This is a genomic window from Methylobacterium sp. AC315 (genome assembly GCF_979253755.1).
Window position 1 is genome coordinate 103140 of sequence record NZ_CEEDEA010000007.1, and the last position, 17206, is coordinate 120345.

A 17206-nucleotide genomic window follows, 5' to 3' on the forward strand; every position below is an offset into this window, starting at 1 on the left:
AGGGGCTCCGCCCCCGAACCCCGCCAAAGGGCGGAGCCCTTTGGAAACCCTCAAGTCGTCGTGCGAACGCCCTAACCCCGCCGGTGCTCCCGGAACGCCGCCGTGATCGCCAGCAGCGCGTCCTTGCTGCGCGGATCGGTGAGGACGAGTGCAGCACCAGGGCGAGTGCGGGGATCGGCGGGAGCCCCAGCGCGTCGGCGACGTCGATCACGTCGGCCGGGGCGAGCCGGCGCGGGAAGGCCGAGACCGCCAGCCCCGCCGACAGGGCCGCGCTGATCGCCGAGGTGCCGCCGACGAACACCTCCGTCCAGGGAATCCCGGCCCGGTCCAGCAACTGGATGGCGACGTCCCGCACGGAGCAGCAGGGCGAGGTCGCGGCCAGGCGCAACGTCTCGCCGGCCCGGTGCTCGAAATGCGGGGCCGCGAACCAGCCGAAATGCTCCGGCCCGAGGATGTCGCCGTCGCGCCGCCCCTGTCGGAGCGCCTGCTCCTGCGCCACGGCCCGGGCGTGGTCATCCCGCTCGGCCTGTTCGCCATCGGCGCCGGCGTCCTGCTGATGCGCGCGGCCGCCACCGGCGCGCAGGCGGGCTGGCTGACGCTGCTGCCCGGCTGCCTCCTGGCCGGCACCGGGCTCGGCCTCACCAACACCCCCGTGACCAACACCGCCACGGGCGCCCTGCCGCCGGAGCGCGCCGGGATGGCCGCGGGCATGGACATGAGCGCGCGGATGATCGCGCTTTCCGTCAACATCGCCCTGATGGGTTTCATCCTGCTCCAGGGCGTCCGGGCGGGCCTCGCCCCGCTGGCGCAGGGGGCGGCGCTCGACGCCCTCGCGGAGACGGTGGCGGCCGGCAATCTGGCGCTGGCCGACGCCGGTGCCGCATCGATCGCCCGGCAGGCGCTGGTCCGGGGCGTCGACGGCGTCATGCTGTATGGCGGGCTCTGCGCCTGGGCCTTCGCGGGCGCCAGCTGGCTCGTGCTCGGCCGTAACGGGCGGTGAGCCGGGGCCGGAGGGGCCTGTCCGCGCCGGGGACAGCTGCGCTATGGGGGCCCTGCCGCCGCGACGGGGCGGCCCCGCGAGAGAGGGCGTGATGGCGTACTGGCTGTTCAAATCCGAGCCCGCGACCTGGTCGTGGGACCAGCAGGTCGCGGCCGGCGCGGCCGGCACCCACTGGAACGGCGTGCGCAACCACCTGGCCAAGAAGCACCTGATGGCCATGCAGGTCGGCGAGCAGGGCTTCTTCTACCACTCGAACGAAGGCAAGGCCGTGGTCGGCATCGTCGCGGTGATCCGGCCCTACTACCCCGACCACACCGACGAAACCGGCCGTTTCGGCATGGTCGACCTGAAGGCTGTCGCGGCGCTGCCCCGGCCGGTGACGCTGGACGCGATCAAGGCCGACCCGGCGCTGGCCGACATGGTGCTGGTGAACAACTCGCGCCTGTCGGTTCAGCCGGTCACCGAGGCCGAATGGAACCGCATCCGCGCCGTGGCTGAGATCCCGTAAGGTCCCGGTTTCGAAAGGTCCGAGACCTTTTGCGGGTCCAGGGCGGAGCCCTGGTGCCGGGCTTCGCCCGATGATCAGGGGCTCCGCCCCCGAATCCCCGCCGAAGGGCTGAGCCCTTCGGGAACCCCTTCGTTCAAGCCGCGCGGTTGAACGCGCCCCGCACCGTGACGAACGCGTCCGCGCCGACATCGACGGGCAGCAGGGTGTCCATCACCCGCGAGGCCGGCAGGGTCACGATCACCTCGGTGCCCTCGCGCGGCCGCGAGGACAGCTGGAACTGGCCGCCGTGCAGTTCCACCAGCCCCTTCACGATCGGCAGGCCGAGCCCCGAGCCCTGCTCGGCGGTCTTGATCGCCAGGGAGCCCCGGCCGAACGACGACATCACGGTGCCGAGTTCGTCCTCGGGGATGCCGGGTCCGCTGTCCTTCACCGAGACGTACTGCCCGCCTGAGGCGGTCCAGCCGACCTTCAGCCAGATCTCGCCGCCCGGCGGCGTGAACTTGACGGCGTTCGACAGCAGGTTGAGCACGATCTGGCGCAGCGCCCGCTCGTCGGCCCAGAGCCGCGGCAGCGAGGCGTCGACCAGGTCGTGGAAGGTCTGGTTCTTCGTCTTGGCCCGCAGGCCCATCATGTGGCGGCATTCCTCGACCACGTGGGCGAGCTGCACCGCCTCCTCGTTGAGCTCGTAGCGGCCGGCCTCGATGCGCGACAGGTCGAGGATCTCGTTGATCAGGTTCAGCAGGTGCATGCCGCTGTCGTGGATGTCGTTCGAGTATTCCCGGTAGGACGGCGCCGTGTGGATGCCGAACACCTCGTTCTTCATCACCTCCGAGAAGCCCAGGATGGCGTTGAGCGGCGTGCGCAGCTCGTGGCTCATGGTGGCGAGGAAACGCGATTTGGCGAGGTTCGCCTCCTCGGCCCGGCGGCGCGCCTCGTCGGAATTAGCCTTGGCCTGCTCCAGTTCGCCGAACACCGCGTCCTTCTCGGCCCGGGAACGCAGGGCGCCCACCGTCGAGGCGTAGAGGCGGCGGGCCAGCCCCAGGAAGAACAGCTGCGCGCCGGCGGCCATCAGCACCAGCAGCATCGCCTCCATGCCCTTCGAACAGGTGGCCAGCGACGCGGTGGCGAGCACCAGCGGCACCAGGGCGGCGACCGCCGCCACCGGCACCGTCGCCGCCAGCATGGTCGAGACCGCGGCCGCGATGACGAGGCCGAACAGCGCGAAGGTCCAGCCGCCGGTGGTGCCGAGCCCGATCATCGCCGACCACGACAGGCTCTGCAGGACCTCGCCGATCAGGAAGCGGCGGCGCCAGCGCGCGAGCGGGATCGTGGCCGCGTCGGCCCGCAGGAAGCCGCGGCTCAGCGTGGTGTTGAGCGTGACCATCAGGATCACGCCGAGTGCCCAGAGCGCGGCCACGACCGGGGCGATCCAGAAGGTCGCCGCCGTCGCCAGGGTGACGGCGAACAGCACCAGCGGAATGCCGGCTCCCGCCCGGTACCGGGCGTAATGGCGCAGGAGTTCGTGGTCGAAGGCCCGCTCCAGGCCGGTCTGCGACGTCAGCTTCTCGCGCGCCGAGCGGATCTCGCGGGCGACACCGAGGCGCCGCGCCGCTTCCTCCGTCGAGGGGCCGCGACCGCGCTGCACCATCTCGACGGTGAGATCGGACATGGGATTGTTGAAACTCGGCTCGAACGCGGCGGCGAGGCAGCTGGGCAGGGGGGCGACGGCGCCAGGATGGGGCGGATGTCTTAAGAAGCGGCTGCCGGCATCGGTCGCATCTTACGCATCGGCGTCCGCGCCATGGGGATCGGCCGGCCGGATCGACGTGCGGCGCCACACATCGTTGGCCAGGCGGGGCCGGTTACGGTAAACGACCCGCGTGGCGGGGCCGAAGCGCCGCGATCCGGCGCGCGCCCGGATCCCGCGTGTCGATCGAGGGCCGCCGACCATGCCGATGCTCACCGTCAACGGGGTCACCCACACGGTCGACGCCGACCCGGACATGCCCCTGCTGTGGGTGCTGCGCGACCGCCTCGACGTGACCGGCACCAAGTACGGCTGCGGCATCGCCCAGTGCGGCGCCTGCACGGTCCATCTCGACGGGCAGCCGGTGCGGTCCTGCCAGACTAAGGTGGGCGATGTCGGCACCGCCCAGGTGACCACCATCGAGGGCGTGTCCGGCCGCGTGGCCGAGGCCGTCCAGGCCGCGTGGCGCAAGCTCGACGTCGTGCAGTGCGGCTATTGCCAGTCCGGACAGATCATGTCGGCGATCGGGCTCCTGTCCGGCAACGCCAAGCCCTCCGACGCCGACATCGACGGCGCCATGGACGGCAACATCTGCCGCTGCGGCACCTATCAGCGCATCCGCGCCGCGATCCACGAGGCCGCGCGCGACCTCGCCTGAAGACCCCTCTGCAGACCCCTCTGCCCCTCCCCGCGGTCCTGACCGGAGCATCGCCGCCATGCTGAACGCCCGTCGACCGAACGCATCCCCCGTCCGTCCCAGCCGCCGCGGCCTCCTGGCCGGCGCCGGCGCCATCGTGGTCGCCTTCCGGCTCGACACGAAGCCCGCCCGGGCCGCCGCCGGCCCGGACCTCGCGAGCGTCAAGGCCCAACCCAACGCCTTCGTGCGGATCGCCCCGGACGACACCGTCACGGTGGTGATCAAGCACCTCGACATGGGCCAGGGCAACACGACCGGGCTGGCCACGATCCTGGCCGACGAGCTCGGCGCCGACTGGAAGACGGTCCGCACCGAGTTCGCGCCCGCGGACGCGACGCTCTACAACAACAGCCTGATGGGCCCGATCCAGGGCACCGGCGGCTCCACCGCGGTGGCCAATTCCTGGTTCCAGCTGCGCAAGGCCGGGGCCGCCGCCCGGGAGATGCTGATGGCCGAGGCGGCCTTCCGCTGGAAGGTCCCGGTGGCGCAGATCACGGTGGCCGAGGGCGTGGTCCGCCACGAACCCTCGGGCCGGCAGGCCCGGTTCGGCGAACTCGCGGCCTCGGCCGCCTCCCTGCCGGTCCCGTCCGAGCCGCGGCTCAAGGACCCGAGCGAGTGGACGCTGATCGGCCGGACGGTGCCGCGCCTCGATTCCGTGGCCAAGACCAACGGCTCGGCGGTCTACTCCCTCGACATCCGCCGCCCGAACCAGGTCACCGCCGTGGTCGCCCGCGCCCCGCGCTTCGGCGCCACCGTGAAGAGCTTCGATGCCGCCGCGGCCCGGAAGGTCGTGGGCGTGCTCGACGTGGTGCAGGTCCCCACCGGCGTGGCGGTGATCGCCCGGGACACCTGGGCGGCCATGAAGGGCCGCGAGGCGCTCACCGTCGCCTGGGATGACAGCACCGCCGAGACCCGCTCGTCGGACGCGATCCTGGCCGAGTACCGGGAGCGCGCCAAGGGCCCCGGCCTCACCGCCTCCGAGCGCGGCGATCCGCAGGCCGCGTTGAACGGCGCCGCCAAGGTGATCGAGGCCGAGTTCACCTTCCCGTACCTCGCCCATGCCGCGATGGAGCCCCTGAACGCCACGATCGAGCGGGCGGCCGACGGCGGCTACGACGTCTATGCCGGCTTCCAGTTCCAGACCGTGGAGCAGGCGACCATGGCGGCGATCCTCGGGGTGACGCCCGACCGGGTCCGGCTCCACAGCAACTGGGCCGGCGGGTCCTTCGGGCGCCGGGCGACGCCCACCGCCGACTACCTCGCGGAAGCCGCCACCGTGTTCAAGGCCGCCGGCGAGACGGCTCCCATCCACCTGGTCTGGACCCGCGAGGACGACATGGCCGGCGGCTATTACCGCCCGACCGTGCTGCACAAGGTCCGGGCCGGCATCGACGCCAAGGGTGCGGTGGTCGGCTGGGACCACGTCATGGTCGGCAAGTCCATCATGATCGGCTCGCCCTTCGAGGCGATGATCGTCAAGAACGGGATCGACTCGACCACCGTCGAGGGCGCCTCCGACACGCCCTACGCGCTGCCGGCCTACCGGTTCGGCGTCCATAACGGCCGCGAGGGCGTGCCGGTCCTGTGGTGGCGCTCGGTCGGCCACACCCACACGGCGCACGTCATGGAGGTGATGATCGACGAGCTGGCCCACGCCGCAGACGTCGATCCGGTGGCCTACCGGCTGTCGCTGCTGACGCAGGCGCCGCGGCTCTCGGGCGTGCTGAAGCTCGCCGCCGACAAGGCCGGCTGGTCGGACAAGCCGCAGGAGAAGGGCCGCGGCCTCGGGGTCGCGGTCCACGAATCCTTCGGTTCCTACGTCGCCATGGTGGCCGACGTCACCGCCCAGGATTCCGGGATCCGGGTGAACCGGATCGTGGCGGCGGTGGATGTCGGCGTCGCGGTCAACCCGGACGTGATCCGCGCCCAGGTCGAGGGCGCCGTCGGCTTCGCGCTGTCCGCGGTCCTGCGCAACCGCATCACCCTCAAGGAGGGCCAGGTGCAGGAGCACAATTTCGACGCCTATGAGCCGACCCGGATGAGCGAGATGCCGCAGGTCGCGGTGCATATCGTGCCGAGCCAGGCCGCGCCCACCGGGATCGGCGAGCCGGGCGTCCCTGTGCTGGCCCCGGCCATCGCCAACGCGGTGTTCTCCGCCACCGGGCAGCGCCTGCGCGCCCTGCCCCTCGACCTCTCCGGCATGAAGGGCGCGTGACGAATCGCACGGCGCGCCTCCCGGCCCCGGCGTAGGACGGAGGGGCCTTCCCCCCAAGGCAAGAGACCTGAGTAAGAGACCCGACTGACGACGGCGCGGCGCGACACCGCGCCGTTTTTTTTGGTTTCTGCGCAGCCGCTCGCCATCTTGGCAACGATGCCCGCACACGCCCCGTTCGAAGACACTGCCGCGCGCCTTCGCGCCTGCCGCCTGTGCCGGGACAGCCCGCTCTACGGGCCGCCCCTCCCCCAGGAGCCGCGGCCGATCGTGCAGGGCAGCACCGGCGCCCTTCTCTGCGTGGCGAGCCAGGCCCCCGGGACCCGGGCCCACCGCACCGGGATGCCGTTCACCGACCCGTCGGGCGTCCGGCTGCGCAGCTGGCTCGGCCTCGACGAGGCGCGGTTCTACGACCCCGCGCAAGTGGCGATCGTGCCGATGGGCTCCTGTTTCCCGGGCCTCGACGCCAAGGGCGGCGACCGGCCGCCGCGCCGGGAATGCGCCGAGCGCTGGCGTGCGGAGCTGTTTTCCGGCCTGCCGAACCTCGATCTCATCCTGGTGATCGGCCAGTACGCGCAGGCCTGGCACCTGGGCCGGATGGAGGGCGGCCTGACCGGCACCGTGCGGCGCTGGCGCGCGCTCCTGGACGAGCCCCGCCGCCCCCGGGTGCTGCCCCTGCCCCACCCGTCCTGGCGCAACAACGGCTGGCTCAAGCGCGAGCCCTGGTTCGAGGCGGAACTGCTGCCGGTGCTCAAGGCGGAGGTGGCGCGGGTGCTGGGCGGGTGAGCGAGCCCTAAAAAGGCTCGACGGTCCCGCCATCCGGGCGCTACAAAATCGTGTGCGGATGATCTGGGACGAGCCGAAGCGTCAGAGAACCTCAGGCCTCCGCCCGAAGGGCACGGCCTGAATTTCGCCGATGCGCAGGCCCGTTTCGAATGGGAGACCGCCCTGGTCAGCGAGACCCACGCGAGCAAGACGGGCGGGCGCCGCTTCAAGGCCGTCGGTTTCCTGGACGCGCAACTCAAGACTCTCACGTTCGCGGTGCTCGGAACGGAGGCGGTTTCGGCGATCAGCCTGCGCCCGACCAGCCGGAAGGAGCGGAAGGCCTATGACGACGCGTGACACGACCAAGCGAAGGGCGCCTCCGCTCAGCGATACCGAGGAGGCGCTTCTCCAGGCGTCCATCGCCAACAATCCCGATTCGGCGGAACTGACTGACGCCGAACTGGCGCGCCTGCGCCCGGCCCGCGACGTGCTTCCGCCCGCCGTCTACGCCGCCCTGGCTCAAGGGAGTCCCTCGCAGGGTGAGACCGGGCGGGTGCAACTCACTCTGAACGTCGATCCCGATGAGCTCGCCGCCTACCAGGCCGGCGGTCCCGGCTGGCAGGCGCGCATGAACGAAGCCCTGGCCGAGGGCCTCGTACGCGGCAGGCGGCGCGCCAAGGCCGGCAAGCGCGGCTGATAGGCTCCGGTCCTGATTGACAGGGATCGCCGCGGCGTGGTCCGTGCCGCCAGCCCGAAGGACGCCGCGATGACCGAGAGTGCCGACCCCCGCGACCGCCTGATCGTGGCCCTCGATCTCCCGGGCGTGCCGGAGGCCGAGGCGCTGATCGACCGGATCGGCGATGCCGCGACCTTCTACAAGATCGGCTACCGGCTGGGTTACGCCGGCGGCCTGGCGCTCGCCGAGCGGCTGGCGGCGCGCGGGCTCAAGGTGTTCCTCGACCTCAAGCTCCACGACATCGGCAACACCGTCGAGGAGGGCGTGCGCTCGGCCTCGGGCCTGGGCGCCACCTTCCTCACCGTTCACGCCTATCCGCAGACCATGCGGGCGGCCGTGCGCGGCCGGGGCGCGAGCCTCAAGATCCTGGCCGTGACGGTGCTGACCTCCTACGACGATTCCGACGCCGCGGAGGCCGGCTACGGCCTGCCGGTGGCCGAGCTGGTCGCCAAGCGGGCCGCCCAGGCCGCCGAGATCGGCATCGACGGGCTCGTCTGCTCGGCGGCCGAGGCGGCCTCGGTCCGGCGGATCGTGGGGCCGGACCGGCTGATCGTCACCCCGGGCATCCGCCCGGCCGGCGCCGAGGCCGGCGACCAGAAGCGGGTGATGACCCCCGGGGACGCCCGCAGGGTCGGGATCGACCACGTGGTGGTCGGGCGCCCGATCACCGGTGCCGCCGACCCGCGTGCCGTGGCGCAGGCGATCGTGGCCGAGCTGGCCTGAAGCCCGGCATTGCCTTCGGGCGGCCGGAATCCATCTCAACCCCGCAACCGATGAGGCACAGGATGGCGAAGGGCTACTGGATCGCGCGGGTCGATGTCCGCGACGCGGAGGCCTACAAGGATTACGTGGCCGCCAACGGCATCGCCTTCGCCAAGCACGGCGGGCGCTTCCTGGTGCGCGGCGGCGCCTTCGAGGCGGTGATGGGCCAGCCCCGCTCCCGCAACGTGGTGATCGAGTTCCCGAGCTACGCCGACGCCCTCGCCTGCTGGAACTCCGACCTCTACCAGGCGGCCAAGGCCAAGCAGCGCGGCGGCGTCGATGCCGAGATCCTGGTGATCGAGGGCTATGACGGCCCGCAGCCGAGCGTGTCCGAGCCGGCGCCGGAGGCGGGGCGGGCCTCGGAGTAAGGTCTTCGGATCGGCTCAGCGCTTCGTATCGGGGGTCGGATCCGGATCGAGGCGCTGAGGTCTGAAGCGGCGGTACGCGGCTTCGACGTCTGCCGTCGTCGCGAACCGACCCGCGTGCAGGTCGGCCAGGCCGCGTTGAGCGGCGGCGCGTTCCGCATCGGTGAGCGGCTCAGGCAAGGCGCGATCGATATCCATGAGGGGTGCGATCCCATTCGCTGGATGCCGTACGCCACCGTTGATCGTGCGGGCTGTGCTGCGAGGAGGCCGGCGACGCGTCATCGGTTCAGCCCAGTCGTGCGCCTTGCGCCGGTCCGGCACCGCTTGGCCCCCGCGGCGCCAAGCCCCGCAGCAGGAACGCCGTCATGGCCTCCAGCGAGGGGACCGGCTGGAGCGCGGTCTGCCCGACCAGCAGCGGATGGGTGTAGCGGGCGATGCCGGCATGGATGCAGGCGGCCGCCTCCGCCGGGTCGGCGGCCTCGAACTCGCCCCGGGCCACGCCGTCGCGGACAATGCGCTCGAACCCGGCCGTGACCCGGGCGATGTGGTGCCGGCAGACCTCCCAGCTCTCGCCCATGGCCGCCTCGACCATCTCGTGGAGCCGGGGAAATTCCTCGCAGCGCCGCGTGCAGTCGCGGTGCAGGAGGTCGATCGCCGCCACGAGGCGTTCGGTGGCGCCGAGGCCCGGGCGGGCGGCGACCTCGGAGACCAGGGCCTCGATCTCGCCGATCAGCCGCTCCAGCACCGCCTCGTTGATCGCCTTCTTCGACTCGAAGAACCGGTAGACGTTGGCCGGGCTCATCTTCAGCGTCCGGGCGATGTCCGCCACGGTGGTCTTCTGGTAGCCGATCTCGCGAAAATACGCCGCCGCCGTCGCCAGGATGCGGCAGCGGGTGGTCGGCGCGCTCTCCTCCGTGAGCATGGGGGTCGGGGTATCCAGGGACATGCTCCTCAGTAGGGCACGGGCGCGGCGGGCGTCAAAGACCCCCGGTTCCCGGGACCCGGCTTTGCCCGCGGCGGGTCGGCGCGGCCGGAACCCTCCCGGGTCCGACCCATTGCCCCGGCATCCGGCTGCCTGCACGGCGGCGCACGCACGAGGCACGCAACGATGATCCTGACCGACAAGCGAGCCCTGATCACCGGAGCCGATTCCGGCATCGGGCAGGCGACCGCCGAGCTGTTCGCCCGGGAGGGGGCGGACGTGGCGATCACCTATCACACCGACGAGGCCGGGATCCGCGAGACCGCCGCCCGGGTCGAGGCGGCCGGCCGCCGCGCCCTGGTGCTGCAACTCGACGTCGGCGACGCCGCCGCGGTGAATGCCGCCTACGACCGCGTCGGCAGCGAGCTGGGCGGCCTCGACATCCTGGTGGCCAACGCTGGTCAGGCGATGAGCGGCATGCCGGTCGCCGAGATGGACGACACGGTGCTGGAGCGGATCCTGCGGGTGAACCTGATGGGGCCGCTGTTCTGCGCGCGCCCGTTCATCGGGATGCGCCGGGCGCAGGGCGGTGGCGGCAAGATCGTGTTCGTGTCCTCGGTGGCCCAGCACCTGCCGACCCCCGAGAGCGCTCCCTACGGCATGTCGAAGGCCGGGCTCGGCTCCCTGTGCCGGAGCCTGTCGCGGGAACTCGCGGAGGACCGGATCAACGTCAACAACGTCGCCCCCGGCCTGATCGAGACGCCGATGACCGCGGACCGCTTCGAGAAGACCGCGGTGCTCGACAAGTCCCTGGAGCGGATTCCGTGGCACCGGGCCGGCCAACCCGAAGAAATCGCCCGGGCGATCCTCTACCTCGCCTCGGGGGCCGCCGATTACGTCACCGGCCACACGCTCGTGGTGGATGGCGGCCTCACGATGCAATGGGGCGGGGCCTGAAACGCCGAAGGGCGCCGGGTTTCCACCCGGCGCCCTCCACGGGCATGGATTGTTGCGCGCGATCCGCTGGCCCGGGCCGCCTTACGAACCGAACTGCGATCCGAGCTGCTCCAGGTACTCGGCGAGGTCGAGCCCGCCGACGCGCTTGCCGTAATCGAAGCGCATGCCCTGACGGATGTCGACGCTGGCATCGCGCGTGGTCAGGGTGAACGGCCGGACGCACACCCAGGCCCCGTCGCGGCGGTGCTCGAAGTACCCGAGGATCTCGTGCTTGGCCATGTCCTTCCCTCCGGAATAGTGTTCGAGGACATAACGGTGACGCTGCCGTTCGGTTCGACGGTCGCGACTGTTTTTCGCGCGTGAACCTGCACAGATCGAGTGTTCGTGATCCGGAACACCGCGGATCGCACCCGGCCTATCGCGCTAGAGCTTGACTATAACAGTTCAAAACAGGGGGACGCTGCTCACGGCCAGCGCTCCAGGATCGCGTCGGTCGTCAGGGTCAGGACCTGGTGGCCGTAGCGCATCCGGTACATCACCATCAGGGCGTCGTGGGCCTCGTCGCAGGAGCTGCACAGGCCGTCCGTGGCGAGCACGATGCGGTAGCCCAGATCGACGCCGCCCAGCACCGCCGCCAGCACGCAGACATCGGTCTCCGCACCGGTGACGACCAGGGTGTCCACGCCCCGCGCCTGGAGGCGCGCGTCGAGGTCCGTTTCGAGCCAGGGCGAGTAGACGGTCTTGTCGATCACCTCCGCGGGCGGGACGAGGCGGGCCAGATCGGGGACCAGCTCGATCAAACCGGGATCGAGCGCAGCCCGCGTCATGCCGGACCACCGGGCCGAATAGGTCGCCCACGTGCCTCGTCCCTCGCCGGGGCGGGCCGCCGGGATGAAGCGCGTGAACACGGTCCGATCCGGGTGGGCCTCGGCGAGGCGGCGCACGTGCGGCAGGACGCGCGGCATCCACGGCGTCTGCCAGTCCGTCGGCTCGGCGAACATGCGCTGCATGTCGACGCAGAGATGCACGCAGGACTGGCCCAGGGGCTCGCCCGCGGAGCCGTCGTCGGCCCGCGCCCGGGAGGGCGGCGCGCGCGTCGTCTCGGTTTCCATGCCCGCGCGTTTCATGCCTCGGTGGTTGCACGTTCGCGGCCGGCCCCAGCAAGGCCGGCCGCGGTCCGGATCGTCAGCGGTCGGCCTTCTCGCCGGCCGTGGTCAGCGCGAGGTAGCGCTCGGTGGTCGGCTTGATCAGCGACCGCACCGCCTCGGCCATGCCCTGCTCTTCCTTCAGCGATTGCTGGAAGCCGGTCCGATGCGCCTGCTGGCCGGCCGCATCCGCGATCGTCAGCAGTGACTCGTAGGCCGCGATCTCGAAGTTCTCGAAGGCGTGGTTGGCGTAGGTGTTCTTCAGGATCTCGTCCTGGGCCGGTGTGTGGCCGAGCGCCATCATGTTGCCGACGAAGCCCAGGAACCCCTCCTTGAGCGCCGACGGGCTGTCGCCGAGGCTCTGCAGCGCCTCCTCCAGGCGCTGGCGCTGGCCGTGCGTCTCCTCGATGTGCCGGCGCAGGGCCTTCTCCATCTCCGGGTAGCGCTCCAGGCGCTCGACCTGCCGCTCCATGATCTGCAGGGCCTGCATCTCGACGGCGTGGGTGTTCTTCAGGGCCGTGACGTAGATCGAACGTGTATCGAGGGTCATGCCGGTGTCTCGCAATGGATGGTGGATCCGCGGTGATCCATTCATCCGGGCAACCTCGGGCCCGCACGGCCAAGTTCCGGCCGGGAAGGTCGCAGGTTGCGCCCGCTCCCGCCGGGTCCCGGGGGCCTCGCCGCACTGCGCGCGGTCCGGATGGCCCGGACCCGCAGGACCGGGCTGGCCGTGCCGCGCGGCGGCGGGGGCTACGTCAGCCCCTCCTCCATCAGCGCCGTCTTCACCGCCTGGCGCCCGCGCACGCGGCCGTACCAGGCGTCCAGGTTGTGCAAGCGGTCGAAATGGATGTCGGCTCGGTAATACGAGGTGAGCCACGGCGCCTGCCCCCAGCCCGTGAGCGCGAACAGGTAGACGTCGGCGACCGTGAAGGTCTCGCCCATGAGGAAGGCCTGCCCGGCGAGTTGCGCGTCGATCCAGGCGAAGCGTGCCTCGAGCCTCGGCTTGGCGGTTTCGACATACCGCCCCGCCAGGCGTGCGTAGAGGAGGGGAATGAAGCCCTTGTGGATCTCGGAATTCAGGAAGCCCAGCATCTCCTGAAGACGGTAGCGCTCGAAGCTGCCGTTCGCCGGGGCGAGGCGCGTCTCCGGCTTCAGGTCGGCCAGGTATTGCAGGATGGCGGGGCCCTCGCGCAGGATCCGGCCGTCGTCGAGTTCGAGGAGGGGCACGTAGCCGTGCGGGTTGACGGCGTAGTAATCCTGTCCCTCTTCCGTCCTGTGGTCGGCGTGATCGACTTTGCAGAGTTCAAAGTCGAGGCCGAGCTCGTGGGCAATGATGTGCGGGGCGAGCGAGCAGCTTGCGGGAATGTAGTACAGTCTCATGATTGCGCCCGGACAACTCGATCTCATCGATGTTGGAAACGACCGTTTCCGCAGAAATACGTAGCGCAGTCCTATCGATGCCGAAAGAACGCAAGACTTTGTGCGTGAGTAACAAGAATTATACGTATGGTGGCGCGAGGGCCGGTCGATGCGAGCGACCGTGACCGGGTGCTCCGTCGAGCACGCGATGCATCTGCTCGGCGGCCGCTGGCGCCTGCTCCTCGTGTCCTACCTGATCGACGGACCGAAGCGCTTCAACGAGCTTCGGCGTGATCTGCCGGGGATCTCGCAGAGGATGCTGACGCTGGATCTCCGCGCCCTCGAAGCCGCCGGCCTGATCAAGCGCACCGTCTATCCGACGACGCCGGTCAAAGTAGACTATGCGCTGACCGAGGACGGCATGCGGTTGAAGAAGGTCGTCTCCGTCGTCCAGGAATTCGGTCTGTGGCTGAAGCAGCGAGGGCCGGCCTGAGGCGTGGGAAGACGCGCCCCACGCCCGATCCTTGTGCGGTGGCCTCAGGGTGCGTGCCCGACGTCAATGCATGGACTGGTTCGACGGGGACCGTTGCCGGCTCGCGAGGTGGCGGCCGATCTCGAGCAGCAGGGTTTCGGTCAGGGCGACGATGCGGGTGTCGCCGAGGGCCGAGACCGCGTTGTGGAGCGACAGGCACAGGTCGGCGGTCTTGTTCAGGGCGTCCTCGATCGTGCTCCCGTCTTGCGTCGCGAAGGCGGTGCCGGCGGACTTGCTGTCCGAGATCTCGACGACGACCCCCCGTCCGGTCAGGGGGCGGCCGAGTTCGTCCAGGTAGAAGTGCCCGCGGGTGAACACCCAGCGCAGCCGGCCCTCCGGGGAGCAGACCCGGTACTCGGCGGTATACGAGCCGCCGGATTGCACGCAGTCCAGGATGACCTGGGAGATGTGCTCCTGATCCGCATGATAGACCGCCTTCAGGATCTCCGAGAGGCTGACCCCGGCCCGCGAACGGGCCGGGCTGATGTTGAACAGCAGCGCGGTGACCGGATCGGCCCGCGCGTCGTCGGTGGCGATGTCCCACATCCAGAAGCCGACCCCGCCGGAGGCTTCCAGCGCCGCGATCAGGGTCGCCTCTGAGACAATATCGTCGGAGTTTTCCAGCAAGATATCCCCCGATATCCGTATCGCACGTCCGCGCTAAGCCATTTACTGGATCGGCGCACCGTCACGATCCGGATGTATCAGAAATCGTCGGTCGAATAGAGCACAATGGCAACAGCTGCGCCCGGTCCGCCGGCGCCTCGCGATCCCCCGGGCGTTCCCCACCGGGGCGGTCGGGGACCTCCCTCGGGCCCTGCCCTTCCAGGGCGCGGGCGCACGCTCCAGGCTGCGCATGCCGGACTCGGCTTGGTCCTGGCCGATCCGCAGGCCGATCTGGATCCCCGGGAGTGCCGTGCCCTGCCCGGGCTTCCGTTCGCGCCGGTCCCGCGCATCGGCCGGCGGCTTCCCTGGCGCCGGCGCCGCCGAGCGGCGGGGCGGTCCGACCGGGCCGGTCCCGTGCTTTGCGACCCGTCCCGCCTCCGACCGGGGATGGACCGCGGCTGGGGCCTGCGCACTACGCAAAGCCCCGATAGATTTGCCTTTCAGGATCGAAACCTTTATAAATCATCTCAATTCGATTCAAAAAATGAATTTAGGCTATATCATGTCGGCGTTGCGATACGTTCTTCTCGGACTCTCGGTCTTATCGTTGGCTGTCGTGCTGGTGTTCTGGACTGTGAGTGGGCACGTCGCCGATCTCGGCGTGTTTTTGGTGGCCGCTTTCTTGGTCGCCAACAGCGTTTATATTCTATTTTCCCGTCCGACATTGCGCGCGAGCTCTGTCTTCGACCGTGCGGCTACGGGACTTGCTTTCGCCTCGCTCGAACTGCAGCACCAGGCCAAGGAGGCGAAGATCCGGGAGGCGGAGGCCGAGCGGATCCGGGCGCAAGAGGCCGAGCAGAACAAGTCAAAGCTGCGGGCGGCCGAGGAATTCATCAGCTACGTGCGCCAGAACCCGCTGATGCGCGGCCGGCAAGCCGTCACGGTCAAGCAGATCACCTTGCTCGGCGACCCGAAGAGTATCGCGCTCCCGACCCTGGAGCTCCCCCGTCCCGTCCCGTCGGAGCTGAATGGCCGGCATCGCGCCGATCCGGGGGCGACCAGCGTGACGCCTCCGGCGCCGCCCCCCGGCGCCGTGCCGCGTCTGGAAGCCTGACCGGCGCCTGGCGCTCGCGCGCGACGCCGAACCTCACGGCGGCCGCCGGGCGGGCTTGCGCGGATCGCGCCCGTCACGACCTCGCGAGCGGTTGGCCGGAGGCACCCCCGACCCGATCCGTCACGGAACCATCTCGGCGGCCTGCGGCTTGCTGAGCTGGGACCGGGAAGGATTTGCTCCTCTCACGGCTCAGCGGAAAACAACCGCCCTCGACGGCGGCATGAGAGGAAACATCCTTTGCGCACCACGATCATCACTGCGGCCTTGCTCGCCGCCTTCGGCGCCGCCGTCGCCTCCCCGGCCTCCGCCGCCCCGATCGGCCCCGGCGCCGTCGCTGCGCCGGCCGACATCGTCTCGACCGTCCAGATGGATCGGATGGAGCGTCGCATGGAGCGTCGCCACATGGAGCGCCGCATGGAGCGGCGTCACATGGAGCGTCGCATGATGCACCGTGAGATGCGCCACCGCATGATGCGCCGGGAGATGATGCACCGCATGTAAGCGGAAGACACGGCGCTACCGGTGGAACCGCCGGTAGCGCCGTCCGGTGCGGCGCTCGGACGTCTGTCGACACCGATGCCAGGAAGGTCTGCCGCTTGCCGTGGCCGAGCGCGCTCTGGGCCGACGAGCCCTGGTACCGGGCGCCTGCTGCATGTTCCACGTCCAAGCAGGCGGGCAGCGGTGTCCCGCTCGCCGTAAATCTGAGGCGAATGCCAAGATCGAGGCAGATCCAGTCCGGTCTTTCTCGCGTATTCGCCCGGTCTACATATGGGGCGGACCTGTAGGTCATGCGCTCTCAGGCCTACGTCGACGCGGATCGAGGCCGTCGAGCCCACCCCACCGCCAGAGTGGCTCGCACGTTCCGCCCGGCGCCACGCGGCCGCTGGACGGGCCTCCCCCGTCCCGCCGAGCCGCATGTCGAGGAGCATCGGTTCTGCGAGACCGCCCGAGCCGAGCGCGGGCGCTCCGCGGACGGTCGGATCGATGGCCCGGTTCGCCTGGTTCCCATTCGGCCCGAAAATCCGCGTCCAGCAAGCGACGACCCGCGATGGCCCGGAAATACCCGTTGCGGCTCGATGCGGTGTGGGTGCCGGCGAGGCCGTCCAGCGGGGACAGGGGCGTCGCGTTCGGGCGCGGTATCGATCCGCGCGTCCGCAGCCCGGGGGTGGAGGATCGCAACCACCGAGATCTGCGCCCGCCCGCGGGCCCATCGAACCATCCGGGGCCCAACGCGTTTCCAGGCTCGGTGAGGAGACAGGTACGATGAAAGCGTTTTTGGCTGTGGTTGCCGTCGGCTTCGGCGTGATGTCCGCGCTCGGCCCGGCCCTCGCTCAGCGCGGCCCCGATTATGGCTATGGCGGCCGGGATTACGGCGACCGCGACCGGGACGGCGACGATTACCGGGGCCGGGATCGCGGCGACCGCGGCTACGGCGACCGGGGCTACGGTGAGCGCGCCTATGGCGGGTTCGATGAGCGCGAGTATCTGCGCTGCAACCCCGATGTCCGCCGGGCCGTCGCCAGCGGCCAGATGGAGTCCGGTGCGGCCCATTACCGGACCTTCGGACGCCGCGAGGGACGCCGCCTGAGCTGCTGACCCGATCGCGTCGGCCACGCTCCGCCGGGAGGCGCCGCGCCCGGTCCCACACCGCGCTCGCCACAACAGAGCCTCCTCGGCGCCGGGCGCCGGGGAGATCGATGGAAGAGCCTCGGCAGCGTTCTGCCGGGGCGGGGGGCCGCGCCCTCGCACGGCCTCCGGACCCGAGGGGCGGCACGGCCG

The 17206-nt window shown here is 70.6% G+C and carries 22 protein-coding genes and 1 pseudogene; 14 read left to right on the forward strand and 9 right to left on the reverse strand.

What is annotated here, in order from left to right:
• Positions 1 to 71: 71 nt before the first annotated feature.
• A pseudogene (locus AC0IY0_RS14295) lies at positions 72 to 469 on the reverse strand (type 2 periplasmic-binding domain-containing protein); the annotation flags it as partial.
• A gap of 39 nt (positions 470 to 508) precedes the next feature.
• Here AC0IY0_RS14295 and AC0IY0_RS14300 point away from each other — a divergent pair.
• Complete coding sequence (locus AC0IY0_RS14300) at positions 509 to 1000, forward strand: hypothetical protein (RefSeq protein ID WP_471764213.1); 492 nt, start codon at positions 509 to 511, stop codon at positions 998 to 1000.
• A 91-nt stretch (positions 1001 to 1091) separates the two neighbouring features.
• Positions 1092 to 1508, forward strand: a complete 417-nt coding sequence (locus AC0IY0_RS14305) for an EVE domain-containing protein (RefSeq protein WP_147938761.1) — start codon at positions 1092 to 1094, stop codon at positions 1506 to 1508.
• Positions 1509 to 1641: 133 nt separating this feature from the next.
• On the opposite strand, the gene AC0IY0_RS14310 is transcribed toward AC0IY0_RS14305, so the two are convergent.
• On the reverse strand, positions 1642 to 3177 hold the full coding sequence (locus AC0IY0_RS14310; protein WP_471764215.1) for a sensor histidine kinase: 1536 nt from the start codon (positions 3175 to 3177) through the stop codon (positions 1642 to 1644).
• Positions 3178 to 3457: 280 nt separating this feature from the next.
• Between AC0IY0_RS14310 and AC0IY0_RS14315 the strand changes: the two genes are divergently transcribed.
• The 7 genes from AC0IY0_RS14315 (at position 3458) to AC0IY0_RS14345 (ending at position 8795) form a co-directional block, all read left to right on the forward strand.
• Positions 3458 to 3913 carry a (2Fe-2S)-binding protein gene (locus AC0IY0_RS14315; protein ID WP_471764217.1) on the forward strand — a complete coding sequence of 152 codons (456 nt, stop codon included), beginning with the start codon at positions 3458 to 3460 and terminating at the stop codon, positions 3911 to 3913.
• Positions 3914 to 3971: 58 nt separating this feature from the next.
• On the forward strand, positions 3972 to 6167 hold the full coding sequence (locus AC0IY0_RS14320; RefSeq protein ID WP_471764218.1) for a xanthine dehydrogenase family protein molybdopterin-binding subunit: 2196 nt from the start codon (positions 3972 to 3974) through the stop codon (positions 6165 to 6167).
• 156 nt (positions 6168 to 6323) lie between these two features.
• A complete protein-coding gene (locus AC0IY0_RS14325; protein WP_471764219.1) occupies positions 6324 to 6950 on the forward strand; it encodes a uracil-DNA glycosylase family protein in 627 nt (208 codons plus the stop codon).
• A gap of 162 nt (positions 6951 to 7112) precedes the next feature.
• Positions 7113 to 7286, forward strand: coding sequence for a BrnT family toxin (locus AC0IY0_RS14330; RefSeq protein WP_471764324.1), 174 nt, complete (start codon positions 7113 to 7115; stop codon positions 7284 to 7286).
• Complete coding sequence (locus tag AC0IY0_RS14335) at positions 7273 to 7626, forward strand: BrnA antitoxin family protein (protein WP_471764221.1); 354 nt, start codon at positions 7273 to 7275, stop codon at positions 7624 to 7626. Before AC0IY0_RS14330 ends, AC0IY0_RS14335 begins: the two co-directional genes overlap by 14 nt.
• 69 nt (positions 7627 to 7695) lie before the next feature.
• On the forward strand, positions 7696 to 8388 hold the full coding sequence (gene pyrF, locus AC0IY0_RS14340; RefSeq protein ID WP_147908425.1) for an orotidine-5'-phosphate decarboxylase: 693 nt from the start codon (positions 7696 to 7698) through the stop codon (positions 8386 to 8388).
• A gap of 62 nt (positions 8389 to 8450) precedes the next feature.
• Positions 8451 to 8795 carry a DUF1330 domain-containing protein gene (locus AC0IY0_RS14345; protein WP_147908424.1) on the forward strand — a complete coding sequence of 115 codons (345 nt, stop codon included), beginning with the start codon at positions 8451 to 8453 and terminating at the stop codon, positions 8793 to 8795.
• A gap of 15 nt (positions 8796 to 8810) precedes the next feature.
• Here the strand turns inward: AC0IY0_RS14345 and AC0IY0_RS14350 are convergent, their stop codons facing one another.
• Both AC0IY0_RS14350 and AC0IY0_RS14355 read right to left on the reverse strand, forming a co-directional pair.
• The gene (locus AC0IY0_RS14350; protein ID WP_147899242.1) at positions 8811 to 8990 is read right to left on the reverse strand and encodes a hypothetical protein; all 180 of its coding nucleotides are present in this window, start codon (positions 8988 to 8990) and stop codon (positions 8811 to 8813) included.
• An 88-nt stretch (positions 8991 to 9078) separates the two neighbouring features.
• A complete protein-coding gene (locus tag AC0IY0_RS14355; RefSeq protein WP_147908423.1) occupies positions 9079 to 9738 on the reverse strand; it encodes a TetR/AcrR family transcriptional regulator in 660 nt (219 codons plus the stop codon).
• A 162-nt stretch (positions 9739 to 9900) separates the two neighbouring features.
• Between AC0IY0_RS14355 and AC0IY0_RS14360 the strand changes: the two genes are divergently transcribed.
• Positions 9901 to 10671: an SDR family NAD(P)-dependent oxidoreductase gene (locus tag AC0IY0_RS14360; RefSeq protein ID WP_471764222.1), complete on the forward strand. Its 771-nt coding sequence runs from the start codon at positions 9901 to 9903 to the stop codon at positions 10669 to 10671.
• Positions 10672 to 10752: 81 nt separating this feature from the next.
• Here AC0IY0_RS14360 and AC0IY0_RS14365 read toward each other — a convergent pair whose 3' ends face one another.
• The 4 genes from AC0IY0_RS14365 to AC0IY0_RS14380 all read right to left on the reverse strand — a co-directional run bounded on the left by AC0IY0_RS14365 (position 10753) and on the right by AC0IY0_RS14380 (position 13196).
• The gene (locus tag AC0IY0_RS14365) at positions 10753 to 10950 is read right to left on the reverse strand and encodes a hypothetical protein (protein ID WP_007563351.1); all 198 of its coding nucleotides are present in this window, start codon (positions 10948 to 10950) and stop codon (positions 10753 to 10755) included.
• 185 nt (positions 10951 to 11135) lie between these two features.
• Positions 11136 to 11783: a cysteine hydrolase family protein gene (locus tag AC0IY0_RS14370; RefSeq protein WP_471764224.1), complete on the reverse strand. Its 648-nt coding sequence runs from the start codon at positions 11781 to 11783 to the stop codon at positions 11136 to 11138.
• A gap of 73 nt (positions 11784 to 11856) precedes the next feature.
• A complete protein-coding gene (locus AC0IY0_RS14375) occupies positions 11857 to 12366 on the reverse strand; it encodes a ferritin-like domain-containing protein (RefSeq protein ID WP_147908421.1) in 510 nt (169 codons plus the stop codon).
• Between the two features lie 200 nt (positions 12367 to 12566).
• The gene (locus tag AC0IY0_RS14380) at positions 12567 to 13196 is read right to left on the reverse strand and encodes a glutathione S-transferase N-terminal domain-containing protein (RefSeq protein ID WP_471764227.1); all 630 of its coding nucleotides are present in this window, start codon (positions 13194 to 13196) and stop codon (positions 12567 to 12569) included.
• A gap of 148 nt (positions 13197 to 13344) precedes the next feature.
• On the opposite strand from AC0IY0_RS14380, the gene AC0IY0_RS14385 reads away from it, so the two are divergent.
• Entirely contained in the window at positions 13345 to 13668 is a 324-nt protein-coding gene (locus AC0IY0_RS14385) for a winged helix-turn-helix transcriptional regulator (protein WP_147940017.1), read from the forward strand.
• 63 nt (positions 13669 to 13731) lie between these two features.
• Here the strand turns inward: AC0IY0_RS14385 and AC0IY0_RS14390 are convergent, their stop codons facing one another.
• A complete protein-coding gene (locus AC0IY0_RS14390) occupies positions 13732 to 14334 on the reverse strand; it encodes a PAS domain-containing protein (protein ID WP_246692283.1) in 603 nt (200 codons plus the stop codon).
• Between the two features lie 472 nt (positions 14335 to 14806).
• Here AC0IY0_RS14390 and AC0IY0_RS14395 point away from each other — a divergent pair, with 472 nt between their 5' ends.
• From AC0IY0_RS14395 to AC0IY0_RS14405, 3 genes are all read left to right on the forward strand, one after another.
• Positions 14807 to 15427, forward strand: a complete 621-nt coding sequence (locus AC0IY0_RS14395) for a hypothetical protein (RefSeq protein WP_471764228.1) — start codon at positions 14807 to 14809, stop codon at positions 15425 to 15427.
• A gap of 237 nt (positions 15428 to 15664) precedes the next feature.
• Positions 15665 to 15928: a hypothetical protein gene (locus AC0IY0_RS14400; protein WP_147908417.1), complete on the forward strand. Its 264-nt coding sequence runs from the start codon at positions 15665 to 15667 to the stop codon at positions 15926 to 15928.
• Between the two features lie 762 nt (positions 15929 to 16690).
• Positions 16691 to 17023: a hypothetical protein gene (locus AC0IY0_RS14405; RefSeq protein WP_147940019.1), complete on the forward strand. Its 333-nt coding sequence runs from the start codon at positions 16691 to 16693 to the stop codon at positions 17021 to 17023.
• The last annotated feature ends 183 nt before the right edge of the window (positions 17024 to 17206 follow it).

Coding starts and splice junctions, on each gene's coding strand:
- AC0IY0_RS14370 (WP_471764224.1), bottom strand. CDS start 11,783: ATGGAAACCGAGACGACGCGCGCGCCGCCCTCCCGGGCGCGGGCCGAC.
- AC0IY0_RS14320 (WP_471764218.1), top strand. CDS start 3,972: ATGCTGAACGCCCGTCGACCGAACGCATCCCCCGTCCGTCCCAGCCGC.
- AC0IY0_RS14310 (WP_471764215.1), bottom strand. CDS start 3,177: ATGTCCGATCTCACCGTCGAGATGGTGCAGCGCGGTCGCGGCCCCTCG.
- AC0IY0_RS14315 (WP_471764217.1), top strand. CDS start 3,458: ATGCCGATGCTCACCGTCAACGGGGTCACCCACACGGTCGACGCCGAC.
- AC0IY0_RS14305 (WP_147938761.1), top strand. CDS start 1,092: ATGGCGTACTGGCTGTTCAAATCCGAGCCCGCGACCTGGTCGTGGGAC.
- AC0IY0_RS14350 (WP_147899242.1), bottom strand. CDS start 8,990: ATGGATATCGATCGCGCCTTGCCTGAGCCGCTCACCGATGCGGAACGC.
- AC0IY0_RS14365 (WP_007563351.1), bottom strand. CDS start 10,950: ATGGCCAAGCACGAGATCCTCGGGTACTTCGAGCACCGCCGCGACGGG.
- AC0IY0_RS14360 (WP_471764222.1), top strand. CDS start 9,901: ATGATCCTGACCGACAAGCGAGCCCTGATCACCGGAGCCGATTCCGGC.
- pyrF (WP_147908425.1), top strand. CDS start 7,696: ATGACCGAGAGTGCCGACCCCCGCGACCGCCTGATCGTGGCCCTCGAT.
- AC0IY0_RS14325 (WP_471764219.1), top strand. CDS start 6,324: ATGCCCGCACACGCCCCGTTCGAAGACACTGCCGCGCGCCTTCGCGCC.
- AC0IY0_RS14335 (WP_471764221.1), top strand. CDS start 7,273: ATGACGACGCGTGACACGACCAAGCGAAGGGCGCCTCCGCTCAGCGAT.
- AC0IY0_RS14380 (WP_471764227.1), bottom strand. CDS start 13,196: ATGAGACTGTACTACATTCCCGCAAGCTGCTCGCTCGCCCCGCACATC.
- AC0IY0_RS14345 (WP_147908424.1), top strand. CDS start 8,451: ATGGCGAAGGGCTACTGGATCGCGCGGGTCGATGTCCGCGACGCGGAG.
- AC0IY0_RS14385 (WP_147940017.1), top strand. CDS start 13,345: ATGCGAGCGACCGTGACCGGGTGCTCCGTCGAGCACGCGATGCATCTG.
- AC0IY0_RS14375 (WP_147908421.1), bottom strand. CDS start 12,366: ATGACCCTCGATACACGTTCGATCTACGTCACGGCCCTGAAGAACACC.
- AC0IY0_RS14355 (WP_147908423.1), bottom strand. CDS start 9,738: ATGTCCCTGGATACCCCGACCCCCATGCTCACGGAGGAGAGCGCGCCG.
- AC0IY0_RS14405 (WP_147940019.1), top strand. CDS start 16,691: ATGAAAGCGTTTTTGGCTGTGGTTGCCGTCGGCTTCGGCGTGATGTCC.